The organism is Thomasclavelia cocleata (assembly GCF_900102365.1).
Lineage (GTDB): Bacteria > Bacillota_I > Bacilli_A > Erysipelotrichales > Coprobacillaceae > Thomasclavelia > Thomasclavelia cocleata.
This window is the reverse complement of the sequence record NZ_FOIN01000033.1, coordinates 14190-29988: the sequence shown is the minus strand read 5'-3', so window position 1 is coordinate 29988 and position 15799 is coordinate 14190. Positions and strand designations below refer to the sequence as shown.

Below are 15799 nucleotides of genomic sequence, written 5' to 3'. Positions count from 1 at the left end.
TAGAAGAAATCAGATACACAGATAAATGGAAAGAGATATATAGAATTAGAAAAGAGAGTATAGAACGTGTATTTGGAGAGTGCAAGGAAAAACATAATTTAAGATTTACACGATTAAGGGGGCTGAGGAAAAACAAACATCAGGGAGAGCTTATTTTTGCATGCCATAATTTAAGAAAGATGGCAGGATGGCTATGGAAAGACAGGCCAGTTTTTATAAAAAAGGGCAATAAAAGTGAAATATATAAAGAAAAAGAAATAAATAATAAATCAAAAACAAAAAAAGGTGGTATAAGAACTTTAAAACTAGTTTTTATACCATCTTTTGTCAACAGCCTGAAAGAATCCCTAAAAGGGATTCTTCAAACTTACTTATTCCTAATTAAGCTTTACCAATGCATCCAAAAATTTCCATTTTTTCTTTAACACATTCTTTAATAGCTTCTGTACCAGGAGCTAATAATTTACGAGGATCAAATCCTTTACCTTCTAAATCTTTTCCAGCTTCAATATATTTTCTTGTTGCTTCTTGGAAATATAATTGACATTCAGTATTTACATTAATTTTAGAAACCCCTAAATTAATTGCTTTTTTAATCATTTCTTCAGGAATTCCAGTTCCACCATGTAATACTAAAGGTAATTTACCAGTTTCTTGTTGAATTGCATCTAATGCATCAAAATCTAAACCAGCCCAATTTTCAGGATATTTACCATGAATATTTCCAATTCCTGCTGCTAAGAAATCAACTCCTAAATCAGCAATCATTTTACATTCTTTTGGATCGGCAACTTCACCTTTACCAATAACACCATCTTCTTCTCCACCAATAGATCCAACTTCAGCTTCAATAGATACACCTTTAGCATGGCATAATTCAACCATTTCTTTTGTCTTTTCAATGTTTTCATCAATAGAATAATGAGAACCATCAAACATAATTGAAGAGAATCCAGCTTCTAATGCAGCTTTAGCTCCATCATAGCTACCATGATCTAAATGTAAAGCTACTGGTACAGTAATTCCTAAAGAATCTACCATTGCAGCTACCATTGCTGAAACTGTTTTAAATCCAGTCATATATTTAGCAGCACCTTCAGATACTCCTAAGATTACTGGTGCTTTTAATTCTTCTGCAGTTAATAGAATAGCTTTTGTCCATTCTAAGTTATTAATGTTAAATTGACCAACTGCATAATGTCCTTCTTTTGCTTTATTTAACATTTCTGTTGCTGATACTAATCCCATAATATTTCTCCTTTTCTTTTTTCTTTTATATAATACTATTATTTAAATCAAATTTCCATAGTAACACTTAGATTTTTACCTATTTTATTACAATTTATTATCAAAATTAATTAGTTTATTCACTTAACTAATAGTATTTCAATAAAAACACTATCTATCTTAGAACTTCTTTACCTTTAAACTCACTTTTAGAAAAATGACATAATGTTATACCTAATGCCATAGATAAATTCAAAGAATCAATTTTATTACTATGGGGAATAAAAATACTTTGCCCATAATTAAGAAATTCATCTGGTAACCCACTACTTTCATTACCAAAAACCAATGAATATTTTTGATCATCAGGCCCAATTGAATGAATATTTTTAGCCCCCTTTAACATTAAAGAATAAATATTTCTTTTTGGATATTTATCTAAGTATTCACTAAAACTATCAAAATATTCAAAATTAATATTAAACAAAGCCCCCATTGATGCTCTAATAACACGGGGATCAAATACATCTACTCCTGGTTTAATAATTGCTAAATTTGAATAATTAAAACCTAACATAGTTCTAATTATTGTTCCCATATTTCCCATGTCTCCTGGATTAACTAAAACAACATGATTTGCATCATCTAATTCCATAGTATATTTTTTTATGATTGCAACAGCAAAACAATTATCTTTCTTTGAGAGTTTACTAATAGTATTATCACTTTCAATTAAATCAATTTTATTTTCTCTACATATTTCACTAATAATCTTAATTCCCTTGTTTTGATATGAATTACTCTTAATATATACTCGTAAAACTAAATTTGGTTTATTATGCAACAACTCAATTGTCTCAAATACCCCTAATGTATATGTATAGTCAAAATCCTTATGATATGCTTTAATTTTCATTCTCTAAACCCTTCAACAAATCAATCTGTTTCTTTAAATCCTGTTGCAATACTTCAAAATGTTTACGATCATAATCAACACCCTGATCAATTAATTCTAATAAATCATTGTACTTTTCATAAGCTAATATATATAGTGAAATTTGAATTTGTAAATCAAATTCATTTTGACCATCAGCAATAATTTTATTTATCTCTTTATATTTTGTTTTAAAAACTTCATCTAAATCAACACTCTTATTTCTTTTAAATAATCCCATCCTATTCTTCCTCCTAAAATACTATCTTTGATAATCCAGCTTAGAAAAAGGAATAAATGTTTCAGGTTCCACTTTATGTTCTCCAAGCATTTTTTCCATCCAAACCATATCATACCACTTACCTAACTTATATCCACATTGATGAAAATAAGCAACTTGAACATACCCCATATGCTGATGAAACGAAACACTACCTTTATCCAGAACAGCTATACAAGCATTCATATTTAATATATTCTGTTTTTTAGAAATATTTTCTAACTTTTGATACAATGCCTTTCCAATTCCCATATTATGATGCTTTACATCTACATAAACCGAAGTCTCTACAGCCCAGTTATAAGCAGCTCTATTTTTAAAGGCTGATGTATATGCATAACCAACTATTACATCATCTATTTTTGCAACTAAGTATGGATAATTTTTTAAAGTATTGATTATTCGTTGCCTAAATTCTTCAATACTTGGAACTTCACATTCAAAAGTTATTGCTGTATTTAAAATATATGGTTTATAAATATTAAGTATTTTTTCAACATCTTTTGGTTTAGCAATTTCTATAACTATATTCATTATCTTGCTCCTTATTATAATGACTACTTTTTATGTTTACTAGATAAATTTATTACTACGATTTCACTATGACCAGCTGTTCGAATACTATATCCCCATCCTCCCATACCTGAAGATACAATTGCATAAAAATTTCCTTCTTTTTTAATTCCATAATTCATATCATTTACATTTATTAATTCAAAAAAATAATTAAGAGGAAATATCTGTCCAGCATGAGTATGTCCTGAAATTTGAAGATCAATGCCTAATTTAGCATTCTCCTTATAATTTTTAGGTTGATGATCTAATAATACTAATGGCTTATTATCTTTAATATCACTTGTTATTGCTTCTAATGACTTTCTTTTTTTAATAACATAATCTTTTCGACCAATTAAATAAATATCATCTAACATAACCTTTTCATCTAATAAAACATCTACTCCACTATCTTTTAGTCTATTTATAAGATTAAATTCTTTTAAAGGCGAACCCCCTTGAAAACCAATTTCATGATTTCCTTCAATAAAAAATACTGAGTATTTAGATGCTAGATTAGAAAATACTTCCATTGCATAATCTACTTCATCTTGTGTTGTATTTTCATCAAAAATATCTCCTAATAGTATAATCGCATCTGGATCAATCGTTCCAGCATGATTAGAAATCTTTATTAAATCTGTTTTAGAAACAATAGTACCTAAATGAATATCTGAAATAACCATTAATGATTTATCATTAAAATCTTTATCTATTTCAACATTATATGTCGTTATAACTGTATTTTTAGCATTATACATCCCATAACAGCTTAAAACAATACTTGCTGCCAAAACTACCATTCCTTGACAATAAATAAATTTAAAATAATGATTAAATTTTGTTTTATATAATACTAAATTAATAATATCAAAAACCACAAAACATATACAAGCATTAACTAAAAAACCGAAAAAGATTAAATCATATAGACATAAAATAATTAAACATAAAACAATAATAATTGTAATAATATTACGATATCTAGCTTTTGCAAACACTAATCGAGTATGATAAGCCAAGTAAACTGTCATAATAGCTACTAACATCATTTCCATTAAAATAAACCAGCTCATTACTAATCATCTCCTCCAATTTATTATTATACCATAGTTTATATTTATGTTATAATGACTTTGAGGTGAAATTATGCATAAATTAGCTTGTCCTAAATGTCATGAACCACTTATACAAATAGGAAATTCATACAAATGTGTTAAAGGTCATTGTTATGATATTGCCAAGAGTAAATATTTAAATCTATTATTAAATCCTGATAAAGCAACCAATAATCCAGGAGATAGTAAAGAAAGTCTTATTGCAAGAAAAGCATATCTAACTAATGGGTATTATGATATTATTTTAAATAATGTTATTGATTGTATTAAAAGATACCGTAAGGGTAATAAATTAAATATTTTAGATTTAGGATGTGGTGAAGGTTACTATACTTGTGGGCTTAATAAAGTTTTTAACCAGGATACCATATATGGTTTAGATATTTCTAAAGAGGCCATTAATATGGCAACAAAATATACTAAAGATGTATATTGGTTAGTTGGTAATAGTAAAAACCTTCCTTTTCTCAATCATTCATTAGATTTCATTACAGCCTTATTTACTGTTGTTAATCAAGATGAATTAAAACGAACACTTAAAAACGAAGGTTATATTATTCATGTAACAGCTAACCCTAATCACTTAATTGAGATAAAAGAATTGATTTATGATAAAATTAAGGTTAAAAGTGATAAATATATTCGTTTAGACTTTGAAACAATTGAAAGTTATGATCTTGTACACTTAATACATATTGATAATCGTGAAGATGCTCTAAACTTATTAAAGATGACACCACATTATTATCATATCAAAAAAGAACGTCGTAATGTTCTTGACACATTAGAAAAATTATCTGTTACTATAGATATTAAAATCACTATTTATCACATATAGACATGTTTTCATGTCTTTTTTTCATCTATTAAATTCCATTTTTACTTGTAAAAAAATCTTACCATTTTAACTACATTAAAACGATTGTTTTCAAACACTATTCCTGCTGATATCCGCTTTATTTCACCACAATCTAAAAAAATTATATCTATACCTTTTTTACCCTCTTCATAACCAACTATTGTAACCCAATGCCACAAATCATCATGCATCTCATGGCGACGATGTGTCAAAATCAACAAGCCTAATGGCTCATTATTATTAATACTCTCTTTAATTATATTACTAGCCACTTCTACACTTGGTCTTCTAAAAATAATATATTTACAATTATTTAATAATTTACTCAATCTACGAGTATACAAATACACATATGGAAATCCTCTTTCTTGGGGCTTCATCAATTTATACATTTCTATCATGTGATTTAAATATACATCTTTATTAATTTTGTGTTCTTTTTTTGTATAATAAATAAAAATATCTGTAGCACTTACACTAGCACATCCTGCTTTTTTTGCCCAAGAATCTAAAAACCATTCTTGATTACCACCATGACCTACACACTTATTTTTTTCGTATACTTTTGGATAATCCAAAATCATTACATCACCTCTTCTATATTTTATTATACGACATTTTACTTAAATTAATCATCGCATAGTATTATAATAAATTATGTAAATGTGTAATCATAAAAAAACAATGTCTCTTAGCTATATTAACTAAAACATTGTCTTTTATGCTTATAGGAGCAACTAGTTTATTTCGTTACAGTCCTATTTATCTAGCTTTTTGTAACGCTTTCTTTAACTTAAAATCATCTATAAAACGTAAAGATGTCTCAAATGTTTTTTGACCATAAACAAATCTAAGCTTTTTAGTTCTTGGATAAGTAACACGTTTTATTTTACGATAATCTAACTTAATTTTACCTATCATCATTTGTCGATGTCCAACATAAATAATTTGTTGTAATAAAATACTTACACCTAAAGTAATAACAGTAAGAATATTGAGCGGCGTATATATACTATTTAAATTATTATTAACAGCACTTAAAACCATAACCAAAGAACATATTATGAAAATCCCAATATATAGAATTAATAAAATAACATAAAAATATTTACCAGAATCACTAAGACATGATGTTAAAGTATGATCTTCTTTAGTTGCTAAATACATTGTAACACCATAAGAAATGTTTATGTATGTAAACCATAATAAGGCTAAGAATACCAAAAAAGGTAAAATATTAACAATAGCATTCATAAGATATACTCCTTCTTTCAATAAAATTATTATACAAGAAATTCTCCAATTATCCTATATAAAAATTAATAAAATTTAATAATGATTAATAAATATAACAAAAACCTGCTCAATAAAACAGGTTATTGTGTAAAATTACGTGCATAATACTCATCATAAGTAAGATTACTATTATAAACTTTTTTTGCTAAATCTTTTCCTAAATAACGAAGATGCCAAGGTTCATAACTATAACCAGTTAATGAATCTTTTCCTTCAGGATAACGAACAATAAATCCATAATCAACTAATATTTCAGCAAACCATTTATATTCAGGATGATTAACAATATTTTCAAAAGAATATGTATCTAAAGCTACATCACAAGCCAATCCTAAAGTATGTTCACTATGCCCAGGACGACTACAAGTTTTATCAGCTTCTTCAACACTAAATGTATTTGCCATATGACGATAACTTTTTTCCTGAGCTGGAGTTGAACGATAACCACTTACAACATAAAAACTAATTCCTTTTTCACGACATTTATTTCTTAAAGCAACAAAATCATCATAGACTTCTCGTGACATTTGATGCTTTCGATATTTATATGCTGGATCACTAGAATTAGTATAGCCATCATTGATATAAACAAGGTCATCAGGAACAAAATTATTATCTAATCTATAGTACTTATTTACAATAGTATTTAATTTAGAATTAGGTTGAATAATTATATGTTCATAAAAATTATGATCCAAACTCATATTCACATATGTAACTATGTCTTCATCAGATAAATCAGGATGTTTCTTTTTATAATTCTTATAACGTTCTTTATTTGATGGTAAGTAATAATTTAGTAACGTAATTGGATCTTTTGAAGAAGCTTTTTCTATTTTTACTTCATCAGGTGTATTTATTAAAGTTATTATATTACTGACTAAATATACGATTACCAAAATAATTATAATAAAAATGAATATTACTAAAGCAACTTTCTTTTTATTTATTCTTCTTCGTTTCATCTTTCTACCTCAAAAATAATAAATAATACACTATTTAGATAATCATATCATAAAAATATCAAAATTTTTATGAACATTTGCTATACAATGAAATTTTTTTAAATTATTATAATATTATTGACATAATAAATAAAAAAATACCAACCAAAGGAGCTAACTATGAAAAATACAATTTCATCATTAAAAATACTAGTACAATGTCAAGAAGCAGATTACCAAGGAAATTATAAAATTTCTAATCTAATGTCAAACCTATCAGATTTAGCTACTACAAATGCTATACATTTAGGAATGTGGCATAATGATTTATCAGAAAAATACGGTTTTGTCTTAGCTAAAGAGACAATTATTTTAAAACGGCCAATTAAAATAAATGAATTAATTAAATTATCTACACGTGCAAGCGGATATAAAAGAATCCAATTTATGCGCAATTATTGGGTAGAAGATGAAAACGGAGAAGAGATTGCAGCTATATATTCTTTATGGACTTTAATTGACTTAAAAAAAAGAAGAATTATCAAACCTGAAAAAGCAGGAATAATTTTACCTGAAATTGTTCCATATAAATACACAATTAATAGCTATAATGAAATATTTAATGATGTGGAATTATCTTATGTAATGAATAGAACAGTCTTATATAGTGATATTGATGTAAACCAACACTTAAATAATAGTCGTTACTTAGAATGGGCATTTGATGCTATACCCGTCGAATTCTTTAAAGATATTTACTTTAAAGAAATAAGTGTAGTGTTTAAAAAAGAGATGACTCCTAATACAACTGCTAAAATATATCGATATATAAACAAGAATTACGTCAAAATAGTTTTTAAATCTATTGATGATGAAATTACATATTTTGAGTTCGGTGGCCATATAGAAACCATATAAAAATATATTATTTAATCATAAAAGATACAAAAAATCTAAATCTAAAAATATTGAATTTATCGCTTATTTAATCCCTTGAATAATCTTAAAATTTTCTTCTTATCAATACATTTCACATTATTTTCATATATTGAAAATCAATTTTCAACATATGAAAACTATTTTTGAAATTATATGATATTATAATTGTGTCCCAAATATCTATAATAGTATTCGTTTTCCCGTATAGAATACAGATATTAAAAGCCCTTTGTCCCAAAAGGGTTTTTTCCTTTTATAAAAAGCTTTGGCAGACTTTTTTAAAGTTGTCAAAAATACACCCTATATATTATAATAAAGATAGAACACCCAAGTTTATCGGGTGCTTTCTTTTATTATCTTCTTTAATTTATCCCTGATTACATGCGGCTCCCCAACTGCCTTTTCAATATCCTTATCTGCTTTTAGTTTCTCTACAGTTTCATTTAGTTTTCTACTTATTTCCCTTAACTGCTCCATTTTTCTTCCCTCCTGAATATAATTATATAGACAAATTATAAAGTATTCTGCCAGATTTTTATAGACCGATAGGGACTGTAAAGCAAATTTAAAGGATAAAAAACAGATACTGCACAAAATATAAAATTATTTCTATTTTTATAAAAACTGTTAAAAAGCCATAGCAAATTACTATAGCTTCAATATTTATAAAGAACCCAAATATTTTTTCTCGCACTTTTAAATTTTCTTTTTCCTCCTTTTTTGTATATATATAAAGATATAATATAGAATTACAACTGTACATGGGAAACCAAAAATTTCATTTAAAATTAACGCTGTTGTACTATTAATAACAGCTTGTTCATAACAGTATTTAACTACCAACATGCCAATTATACAGATAACTAATAAGATTAATACCAATATATCTTTTCTATTTTTCATAACTATAATGGCACCACTTTATATTCCCAATATCCAGTATTACAAGGTCCTGAATATCTTGGCTCACAACCTGGAATATAACCTTGAATGAATCTTCCAGTTAACTCATAACGGGCTCGTGGTTTTGCTGATGTTCCTAATTTACTTAAAATAATTCTACATACATCATGTCCTGATACGTATTGAATTCGCTGACATTTATCAATTGTTTCAGCAATAATACCTATTCCAATTAAAATCCATTCTGGTATAACTCTAGTTGTAGGTGGTTGATTTAAATCAGATTCAAAGACATTATAATAATCTTTTAGGACTATTTCACCGTTTGTCATATAAATTGCTTCTACACCATCTTCATATATAATTACAACATTTCCATCTTCGTCAAGATACTGTGTTTTAATTTCAGATGACTGCATTCTACATGTTGAACAACTTGGCTTTGCAGCAACACCAATAGGAGTGATAGCAATAATCAATGAACATGCAGTGAATAAACAAATTAATACTTTTGATATGTGTTTTAACATAATTATCTCACCTTTCATTTATTGGGTTCTTTTTTATTATTATTTTATTGTTATTTCCTACTTATATTATATGATAAATTTTAATAATTAGTAGTCTGTTTTGTTATTCCTATCTATGTTATAATAAAATAGTGGGGTATTTTTATTCTCCCATATATAAGCTTAACAATAAAGAACAGGAACTATCTGTTGCTTTTTTACATATTAACAACCATGCCTTTCCGCTTCGCTTCAAGGCACACATGAGTGTCGACTTCGAGTTGGTAAATTAATCATTGTCTATTAGTTAATCTTTAGTGCTAACCTTTCAGTCAAGGCTTCTTTCTTCATCTTTCTAGAAAGGAGCTTTATTTATGGAAATTGTTTATCCTCGTGTTTGTGGTATTGATGTACACAAATCTTTTATCGTTGCGGTTATCTGCATCTCTGAATCTGTCAAACCACGCTATCTTAAAAAAGACCTTATCCACCATTTAGCCTCATCAAGTTTCTGTTCGTACGCTCAAAAAAATTGTTACACCACTTCCTTCACCCATGACATCACTATCAACAGCTTGTGGTTCACTACACTTGGCGGTAAATACCTGTGGTTGGTTTATCTCCAACTGAATTCATGCCATTCCTGGCACACAAAATAAAACCAAGGTTCCTAAGCCTTGATTTTTTGTTACTTATTTAGTATATTTTACTGCTTTTAATCCTCTAAAACCATTGATTTCTCGTTGCTACATAACACCAAATTTTCAACATATGAAAACTATTTTTGAAATTATACGATATTATAATTGTGTCCCAAATATCTATAATAGTATTCGTTTTCCCGTATAGAATACAGATATTAAAAGCCCTTTGTCCCAAAAGGTTTTTTCCTTTTATAATAATTGTTAAAAATAATTATGAGCGAGTTTATGAATATAAAAAATAAAAAGAAACAAAATTACAAAAATTAGAAAATGCGTTAAGAGTATTACCAGCAAAGATCAATAGCGTATCGTAAACTGTAAACACTATATACAGAACTACAGAATTAAAATATCATATTACTTGACCTTTATACCTTATATTTGTACTTTAATAATAGAAAGCGCTTTCTTTATTGTTGTAATTTATTTTACAAAATAATAAAAAGCGAGAGCTATAGGATGGAGAAAAAATGAATAGAAAAATTATATTGTATTTACTCTGTATATCGATTTTATGTATAGTTTTTTTCAAAGTTTCTGACAAACAAATTTATACTGACAATTCTAATGTTATGACTTTAGAAGAAGCTATTAAATTGATAAACGATAGGGTAAACTCAAAAAAGAAAACTAAATTTTTAACTATAAACGAACCATATGTATACCCAATATTACCAGGAACAAAAGAGTGGGAGAATTTTAAATCTAAAAGTGAAATGATGGACGCTTGTCAAATACCATCTGAAATAGTTGACGCTATGTCAACAGAAGCCTTAACTCTTTCAGTTATAAATCACCCATTGCTAGATACTGAGGTTCTTTCTTATGATAATTATACACAAGGCTTTGATTCTTTTGTATCTGATTTTGATGCAGCAAAAGTATTATTAGAAAGGGAAGATTTTGCAATTAATTTAGCAAAAATATATTTAGATACACCTGTTTTAAATAAAGAACAAAGTTCTAACTTACAAGATACTATGTTAGATTTCATTGTAAAAGAAACAGTTTTAGCAGTTCCACAAGTATTTAACTTATTAAAGGAAGACGAAGCTGAAGCATTAATTGTAATAGCAAAAAATAAAATGAAAGAAAAATCAGAAAATGAAGAAACGTATGGTTCCTCAGTTAACACCTTTTTCATAGTAAGAGCTGCCGTTTCTGGAAAAAGTAATAGAAATGATTGACAACTGTTTTGACTCTCAGGGATTCTTATGTTGTTACTATTTCTGATGCAAAATTTACCGCTCAACAAAAAGAATACCCTCAAGCAACAATAGTAGCATCAGCAAGTAAAAAATGTATAGTACAGTCAAAATAGAGACAGGACCCTATAATGAAACATAACGAAAGTTATTCTCCATACAATAATTCTAGAACCATGTGAAACAAGATAAATTAATATAATAAAAAGGTTACGACAATTAATGGTTCTCTATATCTCCAAAAAGTTTTCAAAAATGAGACTCTAAAATGGAACGTGGTTTATGCAATCCTATTCTTCTGTAAAGTGTAAAAAGTATCATTCAAAGCCATAGGGTAGAGAATGATATTTTTACTTTACAGAAACAACTATCTTTGATGATTAATTGTGTCAATGATTATTTTATCAATTTGGGTGTAATTAATCATCTAGTGTAATCCTATAGCGTGATACACTTTTGGTATAAAATTATAAAAAATCAGAATATTTTAAAATTAAAACTTTTATAAAATATGGGTTTTACAAACAAAATAACTACTATAAATTACTTCTAGTATAGAATATAGATATTAATATTCCTTCGTCCTAAAAGTTTTTTCCTTTTATAAAAACTGTTAAAAATAATTATGGATGAATTTATGAATCCAAAATATAAAAAGAAACAAGATTACAAAAATTAGAAAATGAATTAAGAATACTACTGGTAAATACCAAAGATCAACAACGTATTGTAAACTGCAAACATGAAATACATAAGCAAAGACAAATACTACTAAATATTAATAACTATTAAAATATTGCATTATTTAACTCTTAAACCGCATATTAGTATTTTAATATTAAAACTATTTTCTTTATCATTATTACAAATGGTAAATGATAGTTATGGGATGTAAAATGAAAACTTAAAAATAAAAAAGGCACTTTCGTGCCAATATATATCTATAATATTATCCAATTCCTCATCTAAAATATCTTCATCCATATTATACTATAACTTTTTTTAATTTCTTTTCAAATTCTCTACGAGGAAACATCACTACTGCACCACAGCCTAAGCATTTAATTTTAATATCTGCACCCATCCTGATTATCTGCCATTGATTTGATTTTTTACATGGATGAGTTTTTTTCATTTCTACTATATCATTTAACTTATAATCCATATTATCCACCATTCCGTTTATAAAAAGCTTCAATAGTATTTTGCATTAACATTGTTATTGTCATTGGTCCAATCCCACCAGGAACAGGAGTAATTGCTTTTACTTTATCTTTTACATCCTCAAAATCTACATCACCGCATAATTTATTATTTTCATCTCGATTAATTCCCACATCTAAAACAATAGCATCATCTTTTATATACTCGTGATTAAAAAACTTTGGTTTACCAATTGCAGTAATCAAAACATCGGCACGTGAGCATATCTTTTTTAAATCTTTAGTTTTACTATGTGCTATTGTTACAGTAGCATTTTTTTGTAAACATAATAACGCTACTGGCTTACCAACAATATTACTTCTACCTACAACAACAACCTCTTTACCATCTAAATCATAATTAATTTTCTCTAATAAAACCAGCATTCCCTTTGGTGTACATGGTACTAAAGAATTTTGTCCTAAAAAAAGGTTTGCTACATTATGTGGATGAAAACCATCAACATCCTTATCAAAGGCAATTGCATTAAGTACCTTTTCTTCACTAATATGTTTAGGTAAAGGTAACTGTACTAAAATACCATCAACAGTTTCATCATTATTTAAAATTTCTATTTCTTCTAATAACTGTCTTTCACTAAATGATGAATCATGTTTTATAATTTCTGATTCTATCCCTATATAATCGCACCCTCGCTCCTTATTACGTACATAAGTTAAGCTAGCTGGATTATCTCCTATTAGGATAACAACTAATTTAGGCATACGTGAATAATTTTCTCTTATCGTTTCAACATCATTTTTTAATTGATCTTTAATTTTTAAAGCAATTTCCTTACCATTTATAATCATTGATAAATCCCCCTTAAACTATTAAATTCAATTATACCAAAATATCACTCACATGCAACTACTATATGATTTCTTTAAGATATTCCTGATACTCCATTAAAATCATCTCTAACTGTTCATAAGTATCTATTTTTGATAATTCATTTTTTACCCTTGCAGAAGATTTTAAACCTTTTATATACCAAGGAGCATGTCCTCTCATTTGAAACATTGCTACTTTTTCAGGTTCAATTTCCATTAACCTTTTAGCGTGTGCTAAACACTGTGCGATTTTTTCTTGATAAGTTGGCTCCCCTATTATTTGACCAGTTTGCAATGATTCTACCACTTGTTTAATCAACCAGGGATTACCTAAAGCTGCACGACCAATCATCACAGCATCTACATTTGTTTCAGCAAACATTTTATGAGCATCTTCAACAGTTTTTATATCTCCGTTACCAATTACAGGAATCTTTAAAGCTTCCTTAACTTGACGAATAATTTGCCAATCAGCATGCCCCTCATACATTTGTGAACGAGTTCTACCATGAATTGCAATTGCACTAGCACCTGCTTTTTCAATCAACTTAGCAACTTCAACAGCATTAATATGATCTTTATCAAAACCACTACGAATTTTTACTGTAACAGGCTTTGATACATTTTCAACAATTCCTTTTACAATCTCATAAATTTTATCAGGATACAATAATAATTTACTACCAGCATCAGCCTTTAACACCTTATTTACAGGACAGCCCATATTAATATCAATAATATCACAATTAGAATGTTCATCAATATATTTAGCAGCTTTAACCATAGTTTCTACTTCACCACCAAATAATTGAATACTAACAGGATGTTCTCCTTCATCAACTTGAAGCATATCAATAGTCTTATTATTTCCATAACATAGCGCTTTATCACTAACCATCTCTGAATAGACTAATCCAGCACCAAAATCTTTTATTATTTTTCGAAAAGCCATATTAGTAATACCTGCCATAGGTGCCATTACAACTGGATTTTTAATTTCTATATCTCCTATTTTAAACATTAACTCACTCCTCATTGGTATCTTATCAATTATTTTAAAAAAAATAAATATAAATGTTTAAAAATATTTAACCTGTTCATAATAATTACAGATAACTTACACTTCCCCGCTATTTTCCTCCCCGAAATAGACGTAAGTTATCGAGTTAGTTATATTCCTAAATATGTTGGTAAACCAAATAAAAGAAAGGCTTCCCCCGCCTTTCTTTTATTTTATATAGTCACTATAAAAAAAGAAGAAAACATAACATTTTCTCCTCTATATATCATTAATAATCTCTTTTAATTCCTCTTCACTAAAATTATATTCTGTATTACAAAATTGACAATGAAGCTGACAACCATGATCTTTTTCAATCATTGAATTTAGCTCATCTTTACCAATAGTAATTAACGCTTTAGAAAGTTTATCTTTAGAACAATCACATTTAAAATATAAATCTTGTTTTTCTGTAATCTCAACATCACTAAATAAAAGTTCTAAAATCTCTTCAGGCGTTTTTCCATCATTAATCAACTGAGAAACAGGAGGACAATTTTTAACCGCATTTTCTATATAAGTTATATCCTCCTCAGTAGCCTCTGGTAATAACTGAATAATAAATCCTCCTGAAGCTAAAATCTCATTAGTATCATTAACTAGTACCCCAACGGAAACTACAGATGGTGTTTGCTCACTAACTGCAAAATAATAACTAAAATCATCACCAATTTCCCCGGTTTGTAAAGGTACAGAACCTGTAAAGGGTTCTTTCAAGCCCATATCTTTGATAACCTGTAAAGTCCCTTCATGGCCCACTGCTACTCCCACAGCTAATTTACCAGTATCATTATAAGTATAATGAACCCCAGGATTAGCAACAAACCCCTTAATATTACCATCACCATTAGTAACACAAATCATTGTTCCAATTGGTCCACCACCATTTATAACAACTGTCATTTTTTCATTATTTTTATTCATTTTTGCCATCATTAAAGTAGCAGACATCATTCTTCCTAAAGCAGCTGATGCCGTTGGCCATAAACTATGATCCTTTCTAGCAACTTCAAGTAATTTTGTAGTACTACAAGCAAAAACTCGACAGTTCTTGCTATTAACTAAACCTCTAACTAAATAATCTTTCATATTCCCTTCTCCTTATAAAAACACTATAACCGATGATAAAATCATTGGTATAATCATACATAAAACAATAAACAATATAAATAATTTCTTTCCTTGTTCCATCATTTTCTCACCTCTAAATATGAAAAAAAGCGGTAACCG

The 15799-nt window shown here is 27.8% G+C and carries 20 protein-coding genes; 4 read left to right on the top strand and 16 right to left on the bottom strand.

What is annotated here, in order from left to right:
* A partial coding sequence (locus BMW96_RS14515) for a transposase (RefSeq protein ID WP_244881307.1) occupies positions 1–425 on the top strand: 425 nt, incomplete at its 5' end.
* Here the strand turns inward: BMW96_RS14515 and fba are convergent.
* From fba to BMW96_RS10690, 5 genes are all read right to left on the bottom strand, one after another.
* Positions 382–1248, bottom strand: coding sequence for a class II fructose-1,6-bisphosphate aldolase (gene fba / locus BMW96_RS10710; protein WP_092355617.1), 867 nt, complete (start codon positions 1246–1248; stop codon positions 382–384). The two genes, BMW96_RS14515 and fba, sit on opposite strands and share 44 nt — an antisense overlap.
* Positions 1249–1402: 154 nt before the next feature.
* Positions 1403–2143 carry a TrmH family RNA methyltransferase gene (locus BMW96_RS10705; protein ID WP_092355613.1) on the bottom strand — a complete coding sequence of 247 codons (741 nt, stop codon included), beginning with the start codon at positions 2141–2143 and terminating at the stop codon, positions 1403–1405.
* Entirely contained in the window at positions 2133–2402 is a 270-nt protein-coding gene (locus BMW96_RS10700; RefSeq protein ID WP_092355611.1) for a hypothetical protein, read from the bottom strand. Before BMW96_RS10700 ends, BMW96_RS10705 begins: the two co-directional genes overlap by 11 nt.
* 21 nt (positions 2403–2423) lie before the next feature.
* On the bottom strand, positions 2424–2975 hold the full coding sequence (locus BMW96_RS10695; RefSeq protein ID WP_092355608.1) for a GNAT family N-acetyltransferase: 552 nt from the start codon (positions 2973–2975) through the stop codon (positions 2424–2426).
* 23 nt (positions 2976–2998) lie between these two features.
* The gene (locus BMW96_RS10690; protein WP_092355605.1) at positions 2999–4072 is read right to left on the bottom strand and encodes a metallophosphoesterase; all 1074 of its coding nucleotides are present in this window, start codon (positions 4070–4072) and stop codon (positions 2999–3001) included.
* 73 nt (positions 4073–4145) lie between these two features.
* Between BMW96_RS10690 and BMW96_RS10685 the strand changes: the two genes are divergently transcribed.
* A complete protein-coding gene (locus BMW96_RS10685) occupies positions 4146–4952 on the top strand; it encodes a methyltransferase domain-containing protein (RefSeq protein WP_092355602.1) in 807 nt (268 codons plus the stop codon).
* A 41-nt stretch (positions 4953–4993) separates the two neighbouring features.
* Here BMW96_RS10685 and BMW96_RS10680 read toward each other — a convergent pair whose 3' ends face one another.
* From BMW96_RS10680 to BMW96_RS10670, 3 genes are all read right to left on the bottom strand, one after another.
* Complete coding sequence (locus tag BMW96_RS10680) at positions 4994–5557, bottom strand: hypothetical protein (protein ID WP_092355599.1); 564 nt, start codon at positions 5555–5557, stop codon at positions 4994–4996.
* A gap of 178 nt (positions 5558–5735) precedes the next feature.
* Entirely contained in the window at positions 5736–6227 is a 492-nt protein-coding gene (locus BMW96_RS10675) for a hypothetical protein (RefSeq protein ID WP_092355595.1), read from the bottom strand.
* Positions 6228–6349: 122 nt separating this feature from the next.
* On the bottom strand, positions 6350–7234 hold the full coding sequence (locus tag BMW96_RS10670) for a M15 family metallopeptidase (RefSeq protein ID WP_092355592.1): 885 nt from the start codon (positions 7232–7234) through the stop codon (positions 6350–6352).
* A 159-nt stretch (positions 7235–7393) separates the two neighbouring features.
* On the opposite strand from BMW96_RS10670, the gene BMW96_RS10665 reads away from it, so the two are divergent.
* On the top strand, positions 7394–8131 hold the full coding sequence (locus BMW96_RS10665; RefSeq protein WP_092355589.1) for an acyl-[acyl-carrier-protein] thioesterase: 738 nt from the start codon (positions 7394–7396) through the stop codon (positions 8129–8131).
* A gap of 354 nt (positions 8132–8485) precedes the next feature.
* Here BMW96_RS10665 and BMW96_RS14210 read toward each other — a convergent pair whose 3' ends face one another.
* The 4 genes from BMW96_RS14210 to BMW96_RS14705 all read right to left on the bottom strand — a co-directional run bounded on the left by BMW96_RS14210 (position 8486) and on the right by BMW96_RS14705 (position 10190).
* A complete protein-coding gene (locus BMW96_RS14210; protein WP_162207487.1) occupies positions 8486–8629 on the bottom strand; it encodes a hypothetical protein in 144 nt (47 codons plus the stop codon).
* A gap of 219 nt (positions 8630–8848) precedes the next feature.
* Positions 8849–9055 (bottom strand): hypothetical protein, encoded by a 207-nt coding sequence (locus BMW96_RS10660; protein WP_092355586.1) that lies wholly within the window; start codon positions 9053–9055, stop codon positions 8849–8851.
* Between the two features lie 2 nt (positions 9056–9057).
* Positions 9058–9585, bottom strand: a complete 528-nt coding sequence (locus BMW96_RS10655) for a hypothetical protein (RefSeq protein ID WP_092355583.1) — start codon at positions 9583–9585, stop codon at positions 9058–9060.
* A 482-nt stretch (positions 9586–10067) separates the two neighbouring features.
* A complete protein-coding gene (locus tag BMW96_RS14705) occupies positions 10068–10190 on the bottom strand; it encodes a hypothetical protein (protein WP_257606878.1) in 123 nt (40 codons plus the stop codon).
* A 548-nt stretch (positions 10191–10738) separates the two neighbouring features.
* On the opposite strand from BMW96_RS14705, the gene BMW96_RS10650 reads away from it, so the two are divergent.
* Positions 10739–11455: a hypothetical protein gene (locus BMW96_RS10650; RefSeq protein WP_092355581.1), complete on the top strand. Its 717-nt coding sequence runs from the start codon at positions 10739–10741 to the stop codon at positions 11453–11455.
* 1003 nt (positions 11456–12458) lie between these two features.
* Here the strand turns inward: BMW96_RS10650 and BMW96_RS10645 are convergent.
* The 4 genes from BMW96_RS10645 to hslO form a co-directional block, all read right to left on the bottom strand.
* On the bottom strand, positions 12459–12650 hold the full coding sequence (locus tag BMW96_RS10645; RefSeq protein WP_092355578.1) for a DUF951 domain-containing protein: 192 nt from the start codon (positions 12648–12650) through the stop codon (positions 12459–12461).
* Complete coding sequence (folD, locus tag BMW96_RS10640; protein ID WP_092355575.1) at positions 12640–13488, bottom strand: bifunctional methylenetetrahydrofolate dehydrogenase/methenyltetrahydrofolate cyclohydrolase FolD; 849 nt, start codon at positions 13486–13488, stop codon at positions 12640–12642. Before folD ends, BMW96_RS10645 begins: the two co-directional genes overlap by 11 nt.
* A 61-nt stretch (positions 13489–13549) precedes the next feature.
* Positions 13550–14530, bottom strand: a complete 981-nt coding sequence (dusB, locus tag BMW96_RS10635) for a tRNA dihydrouridine synthase DusB (RefSeq protein ID WP_092355572.1) — start codon at positions 14528–14530, stop codon at positions 13550–13552.
* Positions 14531–14788: 258 nt separating this feature from the next.
* Positions 14789–15658 (bottom strand): Hsp33 family molecular chaperone HslO, encoded by an 870-nt coding sequence (gene hslO, locus BMW96_RS10630; RefSeq protein WP_092355569.1) that lies wholly within the window; start codon positions 15656–15658, stop codon positions 14789–14791.
* Positions 15659–15799: the final 141 nt, after the last annotated feature.

Coding starts and splice junctions, on each gene's coding strand:
- fba (WP_092355617.1), bottom strand. CDS start 1,248: ATGGGATTAGTATCAGCAACAGAAATGTTAAATAAAGCAAAAGAAGGA.
- BMW96_RS10705 (WP_092355613.1), bottom strand. CDS start 2,143: ATGAAAATTAAAGCATATCATAAGGATTTTGACTATACATATACATTA.
- BMW96_RS10700 (WP_092355611.1), bottom strand. CDS start 2,402: ATGGGATTATTTAAAAGAAATAAGAGTGTTGATTTAGATGAAGTTTTT.
- BMW96_RS10695 (WP_092355608.1), bottom strand. CDS start 2,975: ATGAATATAGTTATAGAAATTGCTAAACCAAAAGATGTTGAAAAAATA.
- BMW96_RS10690 (WP_092355605.1), bottom strand. CDS start 4,072: ATGAGCTGGTTTATTTTAATGGAAATGATGTTAGTAGCTATTATGACA.
- BMW96_RS10685 (WP_092355602.1), top strand. CDS start 4,146: ATGCATAAATTAGCTTGTCCTAAATGTCATGAACCACTTATACAAATA.
- BMW96_RS10680 (WP_092355599.1), bottom strand. CDS start 5,557: ATGATTTTGGATTATCCAAAAGTATACGAAAAAAATAAGTGTGTAGGT.
- BMW96_RS10675 (WP_092355595.1), bottom strand. CDS start 6,227: ATGAATGCTATTGTTAATATTTTACCTTTTTTGGTATTCTTAGCCTTA.
- BMW96_RS10670 (WP_092355592.1), bottom strand. CDS start 7,234: ATGAAACGAAGAAGAATAAATAAAAAGAAAGTTGCTTTAGTAATATTC.
- BMW96_RS10665 (WP_092355589.1), top strand. CDS start 7,394: ATGAAAAATACAATTTCATCATTAAAAATACTAGTACAATGTCAAGAA.
- BMW96_RS14210 (WP_162207487.1), bottom strand. CDS start 8,629: ATGGAGCAGTTAAGGGAAATAAGTAGAAAACTAAATGAAACTGTAGAG.
- BMW96_RS10660 (WP_092355586.1), bottom strand. CDS start 9,055: ATGAAAAATAGAAAAGATATATTGGTATTAATCTTATTAGTTATCTGT.
- BMW96_RS10655 (WP_092355583.1), bottom strand. CDS start 9,585: ATGTTAAAACACATATCAAAAGTATTAATTTGTTTATTCACTGCATGT.
- BMW96_RS10650 (WP_092355581.1), top strand. CDS start 10,739: ATGAATAGAAAAATTATATTGTATTTACTCTGTATATCGATTTTATGT.
- BMW96_RS10645 (WP_092355578.1), bottom strand. CDS start 12,650: ATGGTGGATAATATGGATTATAAGTTAAATGATATAGTAGAAATGAAA.
- folD (WP_092355575.1), bottom strand. CDS start 13,488: ATGATTATAAATGGTAAGGAAATTGCTTTAAAAATTAAAGATCAATTA.
- dusB (WP_092355572.1), bottom strand. CDS start 14,530: ATGTTTAAAATAGGAGATATAGAAATTAAAAATCCAGTTGTAATGGCA.
- hslO (WP_092355569.1), bottom strand. CDS start 15,658: ATGAAAGATTATTTAGTTAGAGGTTTAGTTAATAGCAAGAACTGTCGA.